Origin of the sequence: Streptomyces sp. NPDC087300, from assembly GCF_044744425.1 — a bacterium.
GTDB lineage: Bacteria > Actinomycetota > Actinomycetes > Streptomycetales > Streptomycetaceae > Streptomyces.
Genome location: NZ_JBIUYI010000005.1, coordinates 192772 through 213093 on the forward strand (window position 1 = coordinate 192772; position 20322 = coordinate 213093).

At 74.6% G+C, this 20322-nt stretch carries 2 protein-coding genes; both read left to right on the top strand.

The genetic code is table 11. The features are described from left to right. Positions 1-21 precede the first annotated feature (21 nt). Entirely contained in the window at positions 22-13878 is a 13857-nt protein-coding gene (locus tag ACIO9J_RS21185; RefSeq protein ID WP_402001553.1) for an amino acid adenylation domain-containing protein, read from the top strand. Positions 13879-13906: 28 nt separating this feature from the next. Next, on the top strand, positions 13907-20317 hold the full coding sequence (locus ACIO9J_RS21190) for an amino acid adenylation domain-containing protein (RefSeq protein ID WP_402001556.1): 6411 nt from the start codon (positions 13907-13909) through the stop codon (positions 20315-20317). Positions 20318-20322: the final 5 nt, after the last annotated feature.

Sequence of the window (20322 nt, forward strand, 5' to 3'; positions counted from 1 at the left end):
CCGCTCTGAGGAGACCGAACGATGAACCGATCCCTTGTCGAGGACGTGTGGCCCCTGTCGCCCTTGCAGGAAGGGCTGCTGTTCCACGCCGCCTTCGACGACCGGGGCCCGGACGTCTACCAGGGGCAGCGGATGCTGGAGCTGGTGGGGCCGCTGGACGCGGAGCGGCTGCGGGCCACGTGGCAGGCGCTGACCGCGCGGCACGGCGCGCTGCGGGCGGGCTTCCGAGGCCGCAAGTCGGGTGAGGCCGTGCAGGTCGTCGCCCGTGCCGCTGAGCTGCCGTGGCGCGTGGAGGACCTTTCCGGACTGGCGGAGGACGACGCGCTCGCCGAGGTGGACCGGCTGGCAGCCCGTGAGCGGGCCGAGCGGTTCGATCCCGCCGTCCCGCCGCTGCTGCGGCTGCTCCTCGTCCGGCTGGCCGACGAACGGCACCGCCTCGTGGTCACCAGCCACCACCTCGTCATGGACGGCTGGTCGATGGCGGTGGTGTTCAGCGAGTTCACCGCCGTCTACGCGGCGGGCGGCGACACACGTGTGCTGCCCCGCACGACCTCCTACCGGGAGTACCTGGCGTGGCTGCACCGGCAGGACGGTGACGCGGCACGGACCGCCTGGCGTGCCGAGCTGGCCGGAACCGACGAGCCCACCCTCGTGGCACCGGCCGACCCGGACCGCACACCCGTCGCCCCCGAGAGCCTGATCCACCACATCTCTGAAGAACTGACCCTGGGGCTTGGCCAGTTGGCCCGCTCCCAGGGCCTGACGGTCAACACGCTCGTGCAGGGCGCGTGGGCGCTCGTGCTCGCCCGCCTCTCCGGGCGTACGGACGTGGTGTTCGGCGCCACCGCCGCGGGGCGGCCCACGGACCTGCCCGGCGCGGAGTCGATGGTCGGCCTGTTCATCAACACCCTGCCGGTGCGCGTACGGCTGAACGGCGCGGAGCCCGTCGCGGAGCTCCTCGCCGACCTCCAGCGGCGGCAGTCCGCACTCATGGCACACCAGCACCTCGGCCTTCCGGAGATCCAGCGGCTCGCGGGACCCGGCGCGGTCTTCGACACGATCGTGGTCTACGAGAACTACCCCCGGCCCCCGGAGGAGAGCCCCGCCCCCGGCACCTTCGCCGTCCGCTTCATCGGCGGCGAGGAGGCCGCGCACTATCCGCTGACGCTGGTCGTGGCGCCCGAGGGCGAGCGGATGGGCTTCAAGCTCGACCACCGCACCGACGTGTTCGGGGCCGCGGAGGCGCGTTCCGTCCTGGACCGCCTGGTGCGCGTGCTCGAACAGATCGTGGCGGACCCGCACGTGCCGGTCGGCCGTGTCGACGTACTGGACGACACCGAGCGCCGGCTCGTGGTGGAGGAGTGGAACGCGACGGCGGCACCCGTGCCGGGCGCGTCCGTCCCCGCGCTGTTCGCCGGGCAGGCGGCGCGGACACCGGAGGCGGTGGCCGTCGTCGACGGTGAACAGGCCCTCACGTACGCCGAGTTGGACGCCGCGTCCGGACGGCTCGCCGCCCATCTGGCGCACGTCGGAGTCGGCCGCGGCGACCGGGTCGCGGTGGCCACGGGCAGGTCGGCCGAGCTGATCGTGGCGCTGCTCGGGGTGTGGAAGGCGGGCGCCGTCCACGTGCCCGTCGACCCGGAGTACCCGGCGGAGCGGATCGCGTTCCTGCTGGCGGACTCCGCGCCGGTCGCACTGCTCTGCACCCGCGCGACGCGCGACGTCGTCCCCAAGGAGGCGACGGTCCCCACGCTGGTGCTCGACGACCCGGCCGTGGCGTCGGCGATCGCGGGCTGCCGCACGCGGGACACCGCCGCCCCGGTGGGCGCCGACGACCTGGCGTACGTGATGTACACCAGCGGGTCGACCGGTGTGCCCAAGGGTGTGGCGGTGCCGCACGGGAGCGTGGCGGGGCTCGCCGGGGATCCGGGCTGGTCGCTCGGCGACGGGGGCGCGGTGCTGATGCACGCGCCGCACGCCTTCGACGTGTCGCTGTTCGAGGTGTGGGTGCCGCTCGTCGCGGGCGGGCGCGTGGTGATCGCGGCACCCGGCGCGGTGGACGCCAGGCGGGTGCGCGACGCGGTCGCCGCGGGCGTCACGGCGGTCCATGTCACCGCCGGGCTCTTCCGGGTGTTCGCGGAGGAGTCCCCGGACTGCTTCACCGGCCTGCGCGAGGTCCTGACCGGCGGCGACGTGGTGCCCGCCGGGGCGGTGGCACGGGTGCGCGAAGCGTGCCCCGACGTCTCCGTACGGCACCTGTACGGGCCGACCGAGATCACGCTGTGCGCGACCTGGCACGTGCTCCCGGTGGGCACGGCGGCCGGTCCCGCGCTGCCGATCGGCCGGCCGCTCGGCAACCGGCGGGTGTACGTGCTCGACGCCTTCCTCCGCCCCGTGCCGCCCGGGTGCGTCGGTGAGGTGTACGTCGCGGGGACCGGCCTGGCCCGCGGCTACCTGCACCGCTCCGGGCCGACCGGCGAGCGGTTCGTGGCCTGCCCGTTCGGCGACGGCGGCCGGATGTACCGCACCGGCGACCTGGCGCGCAGGACCCCCGAGGGGCAGCTCCTCTTCGCGGGCCGCGCGGACGAACAGGTCAAGGTCCGCGGGTTCCGGGTCGAGCCGGGCGAGATCGAGGCGGTGCTCGCCGGGCACCCGGAGGTCGCCCAGGCGGTGGTCGTCGCACGCAGGGACGGTCCGGGCGAGACCCGGCTGATCGGGTACGTGGTGGCCGACGGCGACGGCCACGGAGATGGCGTGGAAGCGGCGGCCCAGGCCGAGGCCGTCCGTGCGTACGTGGCCGAGCGGTTGCCCGAGTTCATGGTCCCGGCGACGGTGCTCGTCCTGGACGCGCTGCCTCTGACGGTGAACGGGAAGGTGGACCGGGGCGCGCTGCCCGCCCCCGACTTCGCGGCACGGGTGACCGGCCGGGCGCCGAGCACGCCCACCGAGGAGACGCTGTGCGCGCTGTTCGCCGAGGTGCTGGGTCTGGACCGGGTCGGTGTCGAGGACGGCTTCTTCGAGCTGGGCGGCGACTCGATCAGCTCGATGCAGCTGGCCTCGCGGGCGCGCAGGGCGGGGCTCGTCCTGACGCCACGGCAGGTCTTCACGGAGCGGACGCCGGAACGGCTCGCGTCCGTCGTGGACGCGGCGGGCGCGGCCGAACGCGCCGCCGAGGTCGAGGACGTGGGGATCGGCGAGGTCCCGTGGACGCCCGTGATGCGGGCGCTCGGAGAGCGGGCAGCGTCGCCGGGCTTCGCCCAGTGGGTGACGGTGGGCGCTCCGGCCGGGCTCGGCATGGACGTGCTGACTGCCGGACTCGCCGCCGTGCTCGACGCGCACGACATGCTGCGGGCGCGTGCCGTGCCCGGTGAGCGGAAGCTGCTCGTCGGCGAGCGCGGCACGGTCGACGCGGCCCGCCTGGTCACCCGTGTCGAGGCCACCGACGGCGACCTCGACGAGGTCGCCGCACAGGCGGCCCAGAACGTGGCCCAGCACCTCGATCCGCTCTCCGGGGCGATGGTGCGGGCGGTCTGGGTGGACGCGGGGCCCGGCCGGACCGGCCGACTCGTCCTCGCGGCCCACCACTTGGTGGTCGACGGGGTGTCCTGGCGTGTCCTGGTGCCGGACCTGCGGGCGGCCTGCGAGGCGGTCGCAGCGGGCCGCGCACCCGAACTGGACCCCGTGGGCACGTCCTTCAGGTGCTGGTCCGAGCTGCTCGCCACCGAAGCGACCGCCGAGAGCCGCGTCGCCGAACTCGACGCTTGGAAGACGCTGCTCGGTGAAGCGGAACAGCCCCTGGGGTCAAGGGAATTGGACCCGTCCGTCGACACCGCGCACACCTTGCGCCAGCGGACCTGGACCGTCCCCGCCGCACACGGGGAACCCCTGCTGAACCGGATGACCACCGCGTTCCACTGCGGGGTCGACGACGTCCTGCTCGCCGCGCTCGCCGGTGCCGTCGCGCACTGGCGGGCCGACGGCGGAACCGGGGTCCTGATCGACATCGAGGGACACGGTCGCGAGCAGCTCGGGGACGTGGACCTGTCGCGCACGGTCGGCTGGTTCACCGGCTCCCGGCCGGTCCGGGCGGACGTCGCGGGGATCGATCTGCCCCGGGTCCTCGCGGGTGACGGTGCCGCGGGCGCGCTCCTGAAGACGGTCAAGGAACAGCTGCGCTCGGTGCCGGGCGACGGACTCGGCCACGAGTTGCTTCGCCACCTCAACCCCGGGACGGGACCGGTGCTCGCGGCCGCGCCGAGTCCGCAGATCGGCTTCAACTACATGGGCCGGTTCTCGGGCGCGGGCACGGGCGCGGGCTCGGACTCCGGCCCGGTGGGCCCCTGGCAGACGGCGGGCGCGGCGGCGATCGGCGGCTCGGTCGCCCCGGACCTGCCCCTGCCGCACGCCCTTGAGGCCAACGCCACCGTGCGCGAGACCCCCGACGGTCCCGAGCTGGAGCTCAGGCTCAACTGGCCCGCCGCGGTCCTGGACGAAGCGGACGCGGCACGGCTCGGCGACATCTGGGCGAAGATGCTCCGCGGTCTCGCCGCCCACGCCACCGACCCGGGAGCGGGCGGGCACACCCCTGCCGACTTCCCGCTCGTCGGCGACGCACTGACGCAACAAGGGGTCGAGCAACTGGAAGCGTCCGTCGCCGAGTTGGAGGACGTCTGGCCCCTGTCCCCGTTGCAGGAAGGCATGCTCTTCCACGCCACGTTCGACGAGAGCGGCCCCGACGTCTACCGGAGCCAGCGCATGCTCGCGCTCGACGGACCGCTCGACGCCGGCAGGCTGCGCGCGTCGTGGCAGGCGCTCGTGGCGCGGCACCCCGCGCTGCGGGCGAGCTTCCACCGCCTCAGCTCCGGCGAGGCCGTCCAGGTCGTGGCGCGCGAGGCCGTCCTTCCCTGGCGCGAGGCCGACCTGTCGGGGCGCACGGAGGCCGACGCGCACGCCGCACTCGACCGGCTCGCCGCGAGCGAGCGGGCGGCCCGCATGGACGTGACGACGGCCCCGCTGCTGCGCCTGCTGCTCGTCCGCCTCGGCGCCGAACGGCACCGCCTCGTCGTCACCAGCCACCACATCGTGGCGGACGGCTGGTCGACACCCGTCATGTTCAACGAGGTCTCCGAGTTGTACGCGGCAGGGGCCGACGCCTCCGTACTCAGGCGCGCGGCCTCCTACGGCGACTACCTGGCCTGGCTGGCCCGGCAGGACAAGGGCGCGGCCCTTGCCGCCTGGCGCGCCGAGCTGGCCGGGACCGACGAGTCGACGCTCGTGGCGCCCGCGGACCCGGCGGACCGCGCCCAGACGGTGTCGGAGGAGACCGCCCTACGGCTCTCCGGGGAGTCCACCGCCGCCTTGACCGAACTGGCCCGCACCCGGGGCCTGACCATGAACACGCTGGTCCAGGGCGCGTGGGCGCTCGTGCTCGCGCGGCTCGCCGGTCGTACGGATGTGGTGTTCGGCGCCACCGTCGCCGGGCGGCCCGCCGAACTGCCGGGCGTGGAGTCGATGGTCGGCCTGTTCATCAACACCGTGCCGGTACGGGTCCGGCTCGACGGCGCGCAGCCGGTCGCCGACCTGCTCACGGGGTTGCAGCAGCGCCAGTCCGACCTGATGGCCCACCAGCACGTGGGCCTCGCGGAGATCCAGGCCGCCGCCGGTCCCTGCGCGGTCTTCGACACCATGCTGATGTTCGAGAACTACCCGCGCGACGCGGCCGCCCCCACCGGACCCGGCGGCGCGGACGGCATCGCGATGGCCCAGGTCGGCACGGAGGCGGGCACCCACTACCCGCTCGCCGTGAGCGTCGTCCCCGACGACCGTCTCCAGGTACGTGTGACCTACCGCCCCGACCTCTTCGACCGCTCGGAGGCCCGGCGCGTGGGGGAGTGGCTCGTACGGGTCCTGGAGCGGATGGCCGCCGACCCGCTGACGCCCGTCGGGCGCATCGCCTTCCTCGACCCGGCGGAGCGGGCCGTCGTCGTGGAGCGCTGGAACGACACGGGCCGGCCGGTGGCGGCGGGTTCGGTGGTGGAGGCGTTCGAGGAGCGGGTGGGCTTGTCGCCGGGTGCGGTGGCGGTGGTCTCGGGTGAACGGGCTTTGTCGTACGGGGAGTTGGAGGTTCGTGCGAATCGGCTTGCCCGGTATCTGCGGGGTCTGGGTGTGGGGTGTGAGTCGCGGGTGGGTCTGTGTCTGCCGCGTGGGGTGGACATGGTGGTGGCGGAGCTGGCGGTGTGGAAGGCGGGTGGTGCGTTCGTCCCGCTGGACCCGGAGTATCCGGCGGACCGGCTCGCGTTCGTGATCGCCGACAGTGACCCGGTGGTCGTACTCGGCGGCGGGGGAACGCTGGCCGGGGTGCCGGTGGGGTCGGCGCGGGTGGTGCTGCTCGACGACGAGGAGACCGCGCGGGCGATCACCGTCCGATCCTCCCTGCCGCTCGGCGCACACGCCGGACCCGACCAACTCGCCTATGTCATCTACACGTCCGGCTCGACCGGGCGCCCCAAGGGTGTGACGGTGGCGCATGGCGGCCTGGTGAATCTGGCGGAGGCGATGCGGCCGGTCCTGGGGATCGAGGAGGACGTCGTCGCGCTGCAATTCGCGTCGTTCAGCTTCGACGCGGCGGTGCTGGACGTGGCCGTGACACTCGCGGGCGGCGGCACCCTGGCGATCGCGTCGCCCGAGGAGCGCGCACAGCCGGCCGCCCTTGCCGCGATGATCCAGGACCTCGGCGTGAGCACGGCGAGTGTGGTGCCGTCCTTGCTCGGTGTGCTGGATCCAGCGGCGGTGGAGGGTGTCGGGAACTGGGTCCTGGGCGCGGAGTTGCTGACGGCTGATCTGGCGGCTCGGTGGACCGGTCAGGCCCGGGTGTGGAACACGTACGGGCCCACGGAAGCGACCGTCATGGCGACGGCGGGGCCGGTGGATGCCCGTATCCGGCCGGGGGATGCCGCGCCCCCGATCGGTCGCCCCTTGGGCAACGTACGCACCTACGTCCTGGACGGGTTCTTGCAGCCGGTGCCGGAGGGTGTGACGGGCGAGCTGTACCTGGCGGGTCCGGGTGTGGCGCGGGGATATGTAGGGCGGCCGGATCTGACGGCGGAGCGCTTCGTGGCGTGCCCGTTCGGTGGTGCGGGTCGCCGGATGTACCGGACCGGGGACCTGGCGCGCTGGACCGCTGACGGTGAGCTGGTGTTCGCGGGGCGTGCGGACGAGCAGGTGAAGATCCGTGGGTTCCGGGTGGAGTTGGGCGAGGTCGAGTCGGTGCTCGCCGCGCATTCGGACGTGCGACAGGCCGCCGTGGTCGTACGCGAGGACCGGCCCGGCGACAAGCGGCTCGTCGGGTATGTGGTCGCGGACCACGGCACGGATGCGGAGGCGATCCGTACGTTCGCCGCTACCCGTGTGCCCGAGTTCATGGTCCCCGCGACCGTCCTCGTCCTGGACGCGCTGCCGCTCACGGTGAACGGGAAGGTGGACCGATCCGCTTTGCCCGCACCCGACTTCGCGGGGAAGGCCGGTTCGCGCGAGCCCCGGACGGGCACGGAGGAGACGCTGTGCGCGCTGTTCGCCGAGGTGCTGGGGCTGGACCGGGTCGGTGTCGAGGACGGCTTCTTCGAGCTCGGTGGCGATTCCATCAGCTCGATGCAGCTCGCCTCGCGGGCCCGCACGGCCGGGCTGATCCTCACCCCGCGCCAGGTCTTCGAGGAGAAGACACCGGAACGGCTGGCGGTGGTGGTGGACGCGGCGGGCGCCGATGACCAGGTCGTCGCCGAGGACGTGGGGGTCGGCGAGGTCCCCTGGACGCCGACCATGCTGGCCGCCGGGGAACGCGCGACGCGGCCGGGCTTCGCCCAGTGGGTGACCCTGGGCGCCCCGGCCGGTCTCGGCCTGGACGTGCTGAGCGCCGGTCTTGCCGTCGTCATCGACACGCACGACATGCTGCGGGCGATGACCGTGCCCGGCGAGCGGAAGCTGTTCGTCGGCGAGCGCGGGTCGGTCGACGCGGCGGGGCTCGTGACCCGGGTCGCCGCCCCCGCGGGTGAGCTCGACGAGGTCGCCGCACAGGCGGCCCGCGATGCCGTCGAGCGGCTCGACCCGGCTTCCGGGGTGATGGTCCAGGCGGTCTGGGTGGATGCCGGACCCGGCCGGATCGGCCGACTCGTCCTCGTGCTGCACCACTTGGTGGCAGACGGCGTCTCCTGGCGCGTCCTGACTCCGGACCTGCGAGCGGCCTGCGAGGCGGTCGCCGACGGGCGCACACCCGAACTCGCCCCCGTGGGAACGTCCTTCAGGCGCTGGTCCGAACTGCTCACAGCCGAAGCGACCGCCGAGAGCCGCGTCGCCGAAATGGACGACTGGACGACACTGCTCGGGGGCACGCAAAGCCCGCTGGGCGCGAGGCAGTTGGACCCCGCGATCGACACGGCGCGGACGCTGCGCCGCCGGTCCTGGGTGGTGCCGCCCCGGCAGGCCGCCGCGCTGGTGCGCAGGACCCCGGCCGCGTACCACTGCGGGATCGACGACGTGCTCCTCGCGACCCTGGCGGGCGCGATCGGCCACTGGAGGCCGGGTACCGCAGACCGGGTCCTGGTGGACGTGGAGGGGCACGGCCGCGACTCGCTCGGCGACGCCGACCTGTCGCGCACGGTCGGCTGGTTCACCGGCGCGCACCCCGTGCGGCTCGACGTGACCGGCGTCGACCTGCCGCAGGTCCTCGCCGGAGGCCCGGCCGCCGGTGCCCTCGTCAAGGCGGTCAAGGAGCAGGCGCGGGCCGTGCCCGGCGACGGGCGCGGCCATGAGCTGCTGCGCCACCTCAACCCCACGACCGGCCCGGTCCTCGCGGCCCGGCCCGCCCCGGAGGTCGGCTTCAACTACATGGGCCGGTTCACGGGCGCGGGTACGGCCGACGGCCCGGTGGGTCCCTGGCAACTGACCGGCGAGACCGCGATCGGCGGCTCGGTCGACCCGGAGACCCCCGTGCCGCACGCCCTGGACGTCGGGGCGACGGTGAGGGACACCCCGGCGGGCCCTGAGCTGGAGATCACCCTGAGCTGGCCGGGTGCCCTCGTCGAGGAAGCCGACGCCGAGCGGCTCGGGCGCACCTGGCTGGAGATGCTCGGCGGTCTCGCGCGCCACACCACCGACCCCGATGCGGGCGGCCGGACGCCCTCCGACTTCCCGCTGCTCGGCGTACTGACGCAGCGGGGCGTGGAGGAACTGGAGGCCGCGGTGCCCACGCTGGAGGACGTGTGGCCGCTGTCGCCGCTCCAGGAGGGCATGCTGTTCCACGCCACATACGACGAGGACGGCAGTAGCCCCGACCTCTACGAGAGCCAGCGCATGCTGGCCCTGGACGGGCCGCTCGACGCGGCACGGCTGCGCACCGCCTGCGCGGCGCTGCTGCGCCGGCACCCGATCCTGCGGGCGGGCTTCCACCGCGTCGCGTCCGGCGAGGCCGTCCAGGTCGTCGCGCGCGATGTGGCGCTGCCCTGGCGCGAGGCCGACCTGACCGGGCGTACGGAGGCCGACGCGCTCGCCGAGCTCGACCGGCTCGCCGAGCGCGAGCGGGCCGAGCGGATCGACGTGAGCGCGGCGCCGCTGCTGCGGCTGCTGCTCGTCAGGCTCGGTGCGCGCCGCCACCGGCTCGTCCTCACCAGCCACCACATCGTCATGGACGGCTGGTCCCTGCCGATCCTCATCGGCGACCTCTCGGCGGCGTACGAGGCGGACGGCGCCGACCACGAACTCCCGCCCGCCGCCTCCTACGGCGCGTACCTGGCCTGGCTGGCCCGCCAGGACGGCGCGGCCGCGCGGGACGCCTGGCGCGCCGAACTCGCCGGGCTCGACGCGCCGACGCTCGTGCTGCCCGCCGACGCGGCGGGCACGCCCGTGGTGCCCGAACGCGTCCGGTTCGAGTTCCCCGCCGAGCTGTCGCGGGGGCTCGCCGAGCTGGCCAGGGCCCGGGGGCTGACGCTGAACACCGTGGTGCAGGGCGCGTGGGCGCTGCTCCTCGCGCGTCTCGTGGGCCGTACGGACGTGGTGTTCGGCGCCACCGTCGCGGGCCGGCCCACCGACCTGCCGGGCGCGGACACGGCGATCGGCCTGTTCATCAACACGCTGCCGGTGCGCGTGCCCCTGGCGGCGGGACAGCCCGTCGGCGAGATGCTCACCTCGCTCCAGGAGCGCCAGGTCTCACTCCTCGGCCACCAGCACGTGGGCCTCGCCGAGATCCACCAACTCGCCGGCCCCGGCGCCGTGTTCGACACGCTGGTGGTCTACGAGAACTATCCGCGGCCGCCCGAGGGCGCGCCGGACCCCGACGCCTTGGCGGTCCGCCCGGTCGGCGTGCCGCGCGACATGGGCCACTACCCGCTGACGCTCGTCGTGTCGCCGGGCGAGCGGATGCGCGGCGACTTCGTCTTCCGCCCTGACGTCTTCACACGCGGCCGCGCCGAGGAGATGGTCGCCTCGCTGGTCCGGATCCTCGAAGGGTTCGTCGCCGATCCTGCCGTGCCCGTCGGCCGCGTCGACGTGGTCGGCGCGGACGGGCGGGACCTGGTCGTACGCGAGTGGAACCGGACGCGTGCGGCCGTCGACGCCGCACCGCTGCCCGACCTCTTCGCGGCCCAGGCGGCCCACACGCCGCACGCGGTGGCCTTGACCGACGGTGAACAGGAGCTGTCCTACGCGGAGTTGGCGACCGGCGTCGCGCGGCTCGCCCGCCATCTGGTCGGTGCGGGCGTGGGTCCCGAACGCCGGGTCGCGGTCCTCATGGAGCGGTCCGCGCCACTGGTGGTCGCGCTGCTCGCGGTCTCGACGGCGGGCGGGGCCTTCGTCCCGGTGGACCCGGCCTACCCCGCCGAACGGATCGCGTACGTACTCGCCGACGCCGATCCGGCGGTCCTGGTGTGCACACGGTCGACACGCGGCGCGGTGCCCGACGTCTTCACGGGACACGTCGTCGTGGTCGACGACCCCGAGACGGCGGAGCGGATCGCCGCCCGCGCCGAAGGCCCGGTCGGGGACGGTGAACGCCCCTCGCCGCTGGCCGCATCGCATGCCGCGTACGTCATCTACACCTCCGGCTCGACGGGCCGTCCCAAGGGCGTCGTGGTGACGCACGGAGGCCTCGGCAACCTGGCGCGCGCGCAGATCGAGCGGTTCGGGGTCGGCGCCGCGTCGCGGGTGCTCCAGTTCGCGTCGCCGAGCTTCGACGCGGCGGTCTCCGAGCTGTGCATGGCGCTCCTGTCCGGCGGCTCGGTGGTCCTCGCGCCGCCGGAGGCCCTGCCGCCCCGCGTCTCCCTCGGCGAGGCGCTGCACCGGACCCGCGCCACCCATGTGACCGTGCCGCCGAGCGTCCTCGCCGCGGAGGACGAACTGCCCGGCGCCCTAAGGACGTTGGTGGTCGCGGGCGAGGCCTGCCCGGTGGGTCTGGTGGACCGCTGGTCGTCGGGACGACGCATGGTGAACGCGTACGGGCCCACCGAGACGACCGTCTGCGCGGCGATGAGCGCGCCCCTGACCCCTGGCAGGGGTGAGGTGCCCATCGGCGGCCCGATGGCGAACGTGCGGGCGTTCGTGCTCGACGACTTCCTGCTGCCCGTCCCCGCCGGTGTGGCGGGCGAGCTGTACGTGGCGGGGGCCGGGCTCGCGCGCGGCTATCTGGGACGCGCGGGCCTGTCCGCCGAACGTTTCGTGGCCTGCCCGTTCGGCACGGACGAGCGCATGTACCGGACCGGCGACGTGGTGCGCTGGACCGACGGCGGCGAACTCGTCTTCGCGGGACGCGCCGACGACCAGGTCAAGGTCCGCGGCTACCGCATCGAGCCGGGCGAGATCGAGGCGGTGCTCGCCGCGCACCCGGACGTCACCCAGGCCGTGGTCGTGGCGCGCGCGGACGGCGCGGGTGAGGACCGAGCCGGTGGCGGGCGCCTGATCGCCTACGTCGTGACGGACGCGGCCGGGAGCGCGACGGACACACCGGGCGCCTCCGAACTATCCGGTGCCATAAGAGAGTTCGTGGCCGCGCGGCTCCCCGAGTACATGGTGCCCACGGCGGTGGTGCCGCTCGACCGGCTGCCGCTCACCCCGCACGGGAAGGTGGACAGGGCCGCGCTGCCCGCGCCCGACTTCGCGGGCCGCGCGGGTGGCCGTCCGCCGCGCACCGAACGCGAGGCCCTGGTGTGCGACCTCTTCGCCGAGGTGCTCGGCGTCGACCGGGTCGGCGTCGACGACAGCTTCTTCGAGCTGGGCGGCGACTCGATCATGTCGATGCAGCTGGCGTCGCGGGCCCGGCGCGCCGGACTCCTGCTGACCTCGCGCCAGGTCTTCGAGGAGAAGACACCGGAGCGCGTCGCGGCCGTGGTCGAGCTCGCGGGGGAGCGGTCGGGGCCCGCCGACGTCGGCGTAGGCGAGGTGCCGTGGACACCGGTGATGCGGGCGTTCGGCGAACGGGCCGCCCGCCCCGGCTTCGCGCAGTGGATGACCCTCGGCGCCCCCGCCGGGCTCGGCGTCGAGGTGCTCACGGCCGGTCTTGCCGCCGTCCTCGACACCCACGACATGCTGCGCGCGAGGAACGTGCCGGGCGAGCGGAAGCTGCTCGTCGGCGAGCCAGGGTCGGTCGACGCGGCGGGGCTCGTGGCCCGGGTCCCCGCCGCCGCGGGCGAGGTCGACGAGGTCGCGGCGCAGGCCGCCCGCGACGCCGTCGAACGCCTCGACCCCGACTCAGGGGTGATGGTCCAGGCGGTCTGGGTCGACGCCGGGCCCAGTCAGATCGGGCGACTCGTGCTCGTGGTACACCACTTGGTGGTCGACGGCGTCTCGTGGCGCGTACTCGCCCCCGACCTGCGAGCGGCCTGCGAGGCCGTCGCCGCCGGCGGCGAGCCCGCCCTCGACCCGGTCGGCACGTCCTTCCGGCGCTGGTCGGAGATCCTCTCCGCGCAGGCCGACGACGAGCGGCGGGTCGCCGAACTCGACGACTGGAAGGAACTGCTCGCCACCCCCGAACGGCCACTCGCCGAGCGGGCGTTGGACCCGGCCGTGGACGTCGCGAGCACCCTGCTCCACCAGACGTGGACGGTGCCGCCCGAGCAGTCGGCGATCCTGGTGGGCAGGACGCCCGCCGCGTACCACTGCGGGGTGCACGAGGTGCTGCTCGCCGCTCTCGCGGGCGCCGTCGCGCACTGGCGGCCGGGCGGCGGCACCGGCGTCCTGGTGGACATCGAGGGACACGGCCGCGAACCGCTCGAAGAGGCCGAACTGTCGCGCACCGTCGGCTGGTTCACCAGCGTGCGGCCGGTCCGTCTCGACGTGACGGGCGCCGACCTGGACAGCGCTATGGCGGGCGGCGGGGCTGCCGGTACGTTGGTCAAGGCCGTGAAGGAACAGGTGCGGTCGGTGCCCGGCGACGGGCTCGGCCACGAACTGCTGCGCCACCTCAACTCCCGCACGGGCCCGGTCCTGGAGGCCTCCCCGGCTCCGCAGATCGGCTTCAACTACCTCGGACGTTTCGCCACCGGCACGCGTACGGGCCCCGCGGGGCCCTGGCAGCCGGCCGGCGAGACGGCGGTCGGCGGCTCGGCCGCGCCCGACATGCCGGTGACCCATGTCGTGTCGGCGGGCGCCGTCGTCAGGGACACCCCGGAAGGACCCGCGCTCGACATCACCCTGAGCTGGCCCGGTCAGCTCCTGGCAGAGGTCGCGGCCGAGCGGCTCGGCCGGGCCTGGCTCACGGTGCTCGCCGGTCTCGCCGCCCACACCGCGGACCCGGGAGCGGGCGGGCACACCCCCTCCGACTTCCCCCTGCTCGACCTCGCACAGAACCAGATCGAGGAACTCGAAGCGGCACTCGCCGAGGGCAACCGTTCCCGATAGGCATCAACCGTAATGAGGAGAAGGAGCGATGACCCGATCCCTTGTCGAGGACGTGTGGCCGCTTTCACCGCTGCAGGAGGGGCTGCTGTTCCACGCCGGCCTCGCCGACCAGGGGCCCGACGTCTACACCGTGCAGTCCGCGCTCGACATCGAAGGCCCGCTCGACGCGGCCAGGCTGCGCGCGTCGTGGCAGGCCCTCGTGGCCCGGCACGCGGCGCTGCGCGCCTGCTTCCGCGCGGTGAGCGGGGCGCAGATGGTGCAGGTCGTGGTGCGCGACGTGACGCTGCCGTGGACCGAGGCGGACGTCTCGGGTCTCGCGGCGGCCGAGGCGCGGCAGGAGACACGGCGCCTCGCCGAGGGCGAACTCGCCCGGCGCTTCGACCTGGCGGCGGCACCCCTGCTGCGACTGCTCCTCGTCAAGGTCGGCGAGGACCGGCACCAGCTGGTCATGACGCTGCACCACATCCTGATGGACGGCTGGTCGATGCCGGTCCTGCTCGGCGAGCTCTCCGCCGTGTACGCGGCGGGCGGCGACGCCTCCGGGCTGAAGAGGGCCGCCTCGTACGGGGACTACGTCGCCTGGGTCGCCCGGCAGGACAAGGAGGCGGCGCGCACCGCCTGGCGCACCGAGCTGGCGGGCGCCGACGAGCCGACCCTCGTGGTGCCCGCGGACCCGACCCGGATCCCCGAGTTCCCCGAACACGTCATCGCCGATCTGCCCGAGGACCTCTCGCGGGGCGTGACCGCACTCGCCAGGCGTGAGGGGCTGACGGCGAACACCGTCATCCAGGGCGCGTGGGCGCTGGTCCTCGCGCGTCTTGCGGGCCGCACCGACGTGGTGTTCGGCAGCACCACGGCGGGCCGTCCCGCCGAACTGCCCGGCGTGGAGTCCATGGTGGGGCTCCTCATCAACACGCTCCCGGTGCGCGTACGCCTCGACGGCGCCGAGTCCGTGGCCGCCCTGCTCACCCGGCTCCAGGAGCGGCAGACCGCGCTGATCGGCCACCAGCACGTCGGGATCCTGGAGATCCAGAAGCTCGCGGGACCCGGCGCCGTCTTCGACACGCTGGTCCTCTACGAGTCCTTCCCGCACCCGCCCGGCGGCGCCCCCGGCGTCGACGCGCTCACCATGCGGCCCTCCGGGATGTCCCGTGACGCCTCGCACTACCCGCTCACCCTGGTCGTCACCCCGGGCGAGCGGATGCGCTTCAAACTGGACTACCGCCCCGACCTGTTCGACCGCGACACCGCACACGCGATCTTCGACCGGGTGGTGCGGGTCATCGGACAGATGGTGGCCGACCCGACGGCGCGGGTCGGCGACATCGACGTCCTGGCGCCGCACGAGCGCGCCACGATCGTCGACCGGTGGAACGACACCGCCCGCGCCCTGCCGCCCGGCACCTGGGTGGACGCCTTCGACGAGCGGGCCAGGTGGGCGCCGGACGCCGTCGCCGTGCGGTGCGGGCCGGACACGCTCTCGTACGCCGAACTCGACCGCCGCGCAAACCAGTTGGCCCACCACCTGACGGGCTCAGGGGTGCGCCGCGAGACCCGCGTGGGCCTGTGCCTGCCGCGCGGGACCGGCATGGTGGTCGCGCTGCTCGCCGTGTGGAAGGCCGGGGGAGCGTTCGTCCCGCTGGACCCGGGCCACCCGGCGGACCGGCTCGCCTACATGATCGACGACAGCGGCGCCGAGGTGGTGCTCGGCACCAAGAGCACCCTCGCCGCGGTGGAGGCGGGCGTGGAGGCGGGCAAGGCGTGCGTGATCGCCGTCGACGAGGCCGAGCAGGCGATCGCCGCCGAACCCGCGGGACCGCCGACCGTACTCACCGAGCCCGGCCAACTGGCGTACGTCATCTACACGTCGGGGTCGACGGGGCGCCCCAAGGGCGTGGCGGTCCCGCACCACGGCGTGGTCAACCTCGCCGAGGCGATGCGGCCCTTCCTCGCCATGGACGAAGGCGTCACCGCCCTTCAGTTCGCCTCCTTCAGCTTCGACGCGGCCGTCCTGGACGTCGCCACCACTCTCGCCGCCGGCGGCACCCTCGCCATCGCCACCGAGGACGAACGCACCGACCCCGCAGCCCTCGCGCGGATGATCGACACGGCCGGGGTCACCACCGCGAGCGTCGTCCCCTCGCTGCTCGCCCTTCTGGACCCGGCCGACGTGCCGGGCGTACGCAACTGGGTGCTCGGCGCCGAACGCCTCACCGCCGACCTGGCGAGCCGCTGGACCGGCCGGGCCCGCGTGTGCAACACCTACGGCCCCACCGAAGCCACCGTCATCTCTACCGCCATCCCTCTCGACGACAGCAACTCGCCCTCAGGACAAGCCCCTTCGATCGGCCGTCCCCTCGGGAACACCCGCGTCTACGTCCTGGACGGCTTCCTGAAGCCGGTGCCCGCGGGCGCCACCGGCGAGGTGTACCTGGCCGGGGCGGGCGTGGCCCGCGGCTACACGGGGCGGCCGGGGATGACCGCCGAACGCTTCGTGGCCTGCCCCTTCGCCGACGGCACCCGGATGTACCGGTCGGGGGACCTTGCGCGCTGGACGCCGGACGGCGAGCTGCTGTTCGCGGGCCGCGCCGACGCCCAGGTCAAGATCCGCGGCCTGCGGATCGAACCGGGCGAGGTCGAGGCCGTCCTCACCACCCACCCCGCGGTCGCCCAGGCCGCCGTCGTGGTCAGGGAGGACCGGCCGGGCGACCGGCGCCTGACCGCCTACGTCGTGCCCGACGAGCGGGACGGCGGGAAGGCGGACCTGGGGGAGATCCGCGAGCACGCGGCGGGACTCCTGCCCGAGTACATGGTGCCGTCCGCGGTGACGGTCCTCGACGCGCTGCCCCTCACCCGCAACGGCAAGGTCGACCACCGCGCGCTGCCCGCACCGGACTTCGCCGAGCGGGTCTCCGACCGGACGCCGCAGGGCGAGACCGAGACGGCCCTGTGCGCCCTGTTCGCCGAGATCCTCGGCCTCGAACGGGTCGGCGTCGACGACAACTTCTTCGACCTCGGCGGCGACTCCGGCCTCGCGATGCGCCTCGTCGCCCGGGTCCGCGAGGAGTTCGGCGTCGAACTCAGCATGCGGCGGCTCTTCGGCGAGTCGACGCCGATGGGCGTGGCCCGCATGCTGACCGCCAAGGCACGCCCGGTCCTCGAACCCGCCGACGACATGCCCGACGAAGTGCCCGTATCGGCCGGCCAGTTGCGCACCTGGCTGCTGGACCGGCTCAACGGCGACACCGCGGCGCACCAGAGCTCGGTGGCGCTGCGGCTGCGCGGCGAACTCGACCGGGAGGCGCTGCGGGCCGCGCTCGCGGACGTCGCCGCACGGCACGACATCCTGCGCACCACCTTCGGCGGCGACCGCGGCGACGCTCTGCACCAGCGCGTCCTGGACACCGAGGCCGCCCGCCCGGTGCCGACCGAACAGCACGTCACCGAGGCGGAGTTGCCCGACCTGGTCACCGCCCGTGCGGCCCACACCTTCGACCTGGCCCACCAACCGCCCTGGACGCAGCACCTGTTCACGCTCTCCGCCGACGAACACGTGCTGCTGCTCGTGGTGCACCGGATCGCCGCGGACGACCTGTCCCTGGACATCCTCGTACGCGACCTGGGAGCCGCCTACGGAGCACGCCGCGACGGACGCGCTCCGCAACGGGCCCCGCTTCCCCTCCAGTTCACCGACTACGCCCTGTGGGAGCGGGAACTCCTCAAGAGCGAGCAGGAGCCGGACGGCCTCATCGGCGAGGAACTCGCCTACTGGAAGAACGCGCTGGCCGACGCGGACCCGGAGACCGACCTGCCCTTCGACCGCGAGCGCCCCGCGCTCGCGTCCCACCGGGCCGACTCCGTGCCGCTGCGCCTGGACGCCGACACCCACCAGCGGCTGACCGAGGCCGCCGAACCCGCGGGCGCCCCCGCCTTCGCCGTGCTGCACGCCGCCCTCGCGCTGCTGCTCACCCGGCTCGGCGCGGGCGACGACATCCTGCTCGGCACCGTGCTGCCGCGCCGCGACAACGAGGGCGACCTGGAGGGCGTCGTCGGCCCCTTCGCCGGGCCGCTGGTCCTGCGGACGGACACCTCGGGCAACCCCACCTTCCGGGAACTGCTCGACCGGGTGACCGAGGTGGGGCGCGAGGCCCGACGGCACGAGGAAGTGCCCTTCGCCCGCCTGGTGGACGCCCTGGCGCCGCCGCCTTCGGCCGCCCGCCATCCCGTGTTCCAGGTGCTGCTCGACGTGCGCGACGACGGCACCGAGGAGTGGGACCCCTCCGAACTGCCCGGCCTCCAGACCACCCGCGTCGCCACGGGAGCGGAGGCCAGCGAACTCGACCTGACGTTCAGCTTCACCGAGCGCCACCTGGCCGACGGCACCCCGGCGGGCATCGAAGGGCGGCTGCGGTACGCCACCGAGCTCTTCGACCCGGAGACCGCCACCGCGCTCGCCCAGCGCCTCGTCCGCGTCCTCGAACAGGTCGCCGCGGAACCCGAGGCCCGCGTCGGCGACATCGACGTACTCCTCGGCGACGACGAACTGCGCGCGATCCTCGCCGCGGCGGGCGACACCACGGCCGCGCGGCTCCCGGAGCGCACCGTGGTCGACCTCATCGCCGAGCGCGCCGCCGTCACCCCCGACGCCGTGGCCGTGGCCGATCCGCACACCACCCTCACCTACGCCCAACTTGCCGCAACAGCAGGGGCGTTCCAGCGCAGGCTGACCGCGGTCGGCGCGGGACCCGAGGACGTCGTCGTGGTGGCCCTCGCGCCCTCCACCGGGCTCGCCGCCGCACTGCTCGGCGTGCTCGCCTGCGGCGCCGCCTGCCTGCCCGCCGCCCCCGAAGGGCCGCTGGACGCCATCGGCGTCCTCGGCCGCGAGGGCAGGGCCGCCGCGCTGATCTGCGCCTCGGACACCGCGGCCCGCCTGCCCGTCGACGCGGGCGCCCCGGTGCTCCGCGCCGACGCGCCCGCACCGGCCGGGCAGCCCACCGGGCCCCTGGGCGCCGGCACGGCGCCACGCCCCGGCCACGCCGCGCTCGTCCTGCCCCTGAACGACCGGAGCGGCGCCGCGGTGATCGAACACCGGGCGCTGGCCCACCACACCGCGCACCGGACACCCGCCACCGAGGCCGGGGACGACGTGTTCCTGGACGTCCGCGCGCCCGCAGTCACGCTGGCCACGCCGCTGCTCTCCGCGCTCCGCGCGGGCGGCACGGTCCGGCTCGGCACCGGGCAGCACGCCGTGCCGGTCGACGCCGACGCCCCCGTCGAGACCGTGGGCGCCTGGCTCGACCGGCGCACCCCCGCGGGCGAGCCCACACCGGCGGTGCCCGTCTCGGGGACGCCGATCGCCGGTACCCGCGTCTTCGTCCTGGACGACTTCCTGCGCCCGGTCCCGCCCGGCGTGGTCGGTGACGTGTACCTCGCGGGGACCGCCCTGGCCCGGGGCTACGCCGACGGGGCCGCGCCGACCGGCGAACGGTTCGTCGCCTGCCCCTTCGGCAGCGGCGGGGAACGGATGCTGCGCACCGGCGAACGCGCCAGGCGCACCGCCACCGGCCTGCTCACCCTGCGGGACGCGGCCGCCGACCGGGACCGGAAGACCACCGGCACGCCGCGCCGCACCGGCGGCGGACACGGCGACCTCGCGGTGCTGCTTCCGCTGCGCGAGGAGGGCGAACGTCCGCCGCTGTTCTGCGTGCACCCGGCCATGGGACTCAGCTGGAGCTACGGCAACCTGCTGCGCCACCTGCCGTCCGACCAGCCCGTCTACGGACTCCAGGCCCGCGGGCTCGGGGCGCCCGAGCCGATGCCGGGCAGCGTCGAGGACATGGTGGTGGACTACCTGGAGCAGATCAGGTCCGTCCAGCCCACCGGCCCCTACCACCTGCTCGGTTCCTCGCTCGGCGGTCTGATCGCCCAGGCCATCGCCGCCCGCCTGGAGGAACAGGGCGAAGAGGTCGGCCTGCTCGCGGTGCTCGACGCCTACCCCGGGAACGTCGGCAGGGTCGTCTCCTCGGACGGCCGGCCTCCCGAGGACGGTGCCGGAGGCCGCCCCGCCGCCGGCGGGGCGGACGAGACCGACCGCGCGATGCCCGGCGACATCGACGCCGTCCGGATGGGCGTGGGCGGCGCACTCCTGAAGAAGATGCAGAAGGTCATCCGCAACGCGGCGGCGTTCGCACCGGACCACACACCGCCCCGCTACGGCGGCGACCTGCTCCTCTTCATCGCCACCGGGGACCGGCCCGCCGAGCTCCCGACCGACGCGGCCGCCGCCACCTGGGTGCCCTACATCGGGGGCGCCGTCGAGACCCACGACGTCGACGCGGGCCACTACGACCTGTTCCAGCCCGCCGCCGCCGCGCACATCGGGCGCGTCGTCGCCGACAAGCTCCGCGCCGCGGCCGCCGCGGGCACCAGGGGGAAGTGAGACCA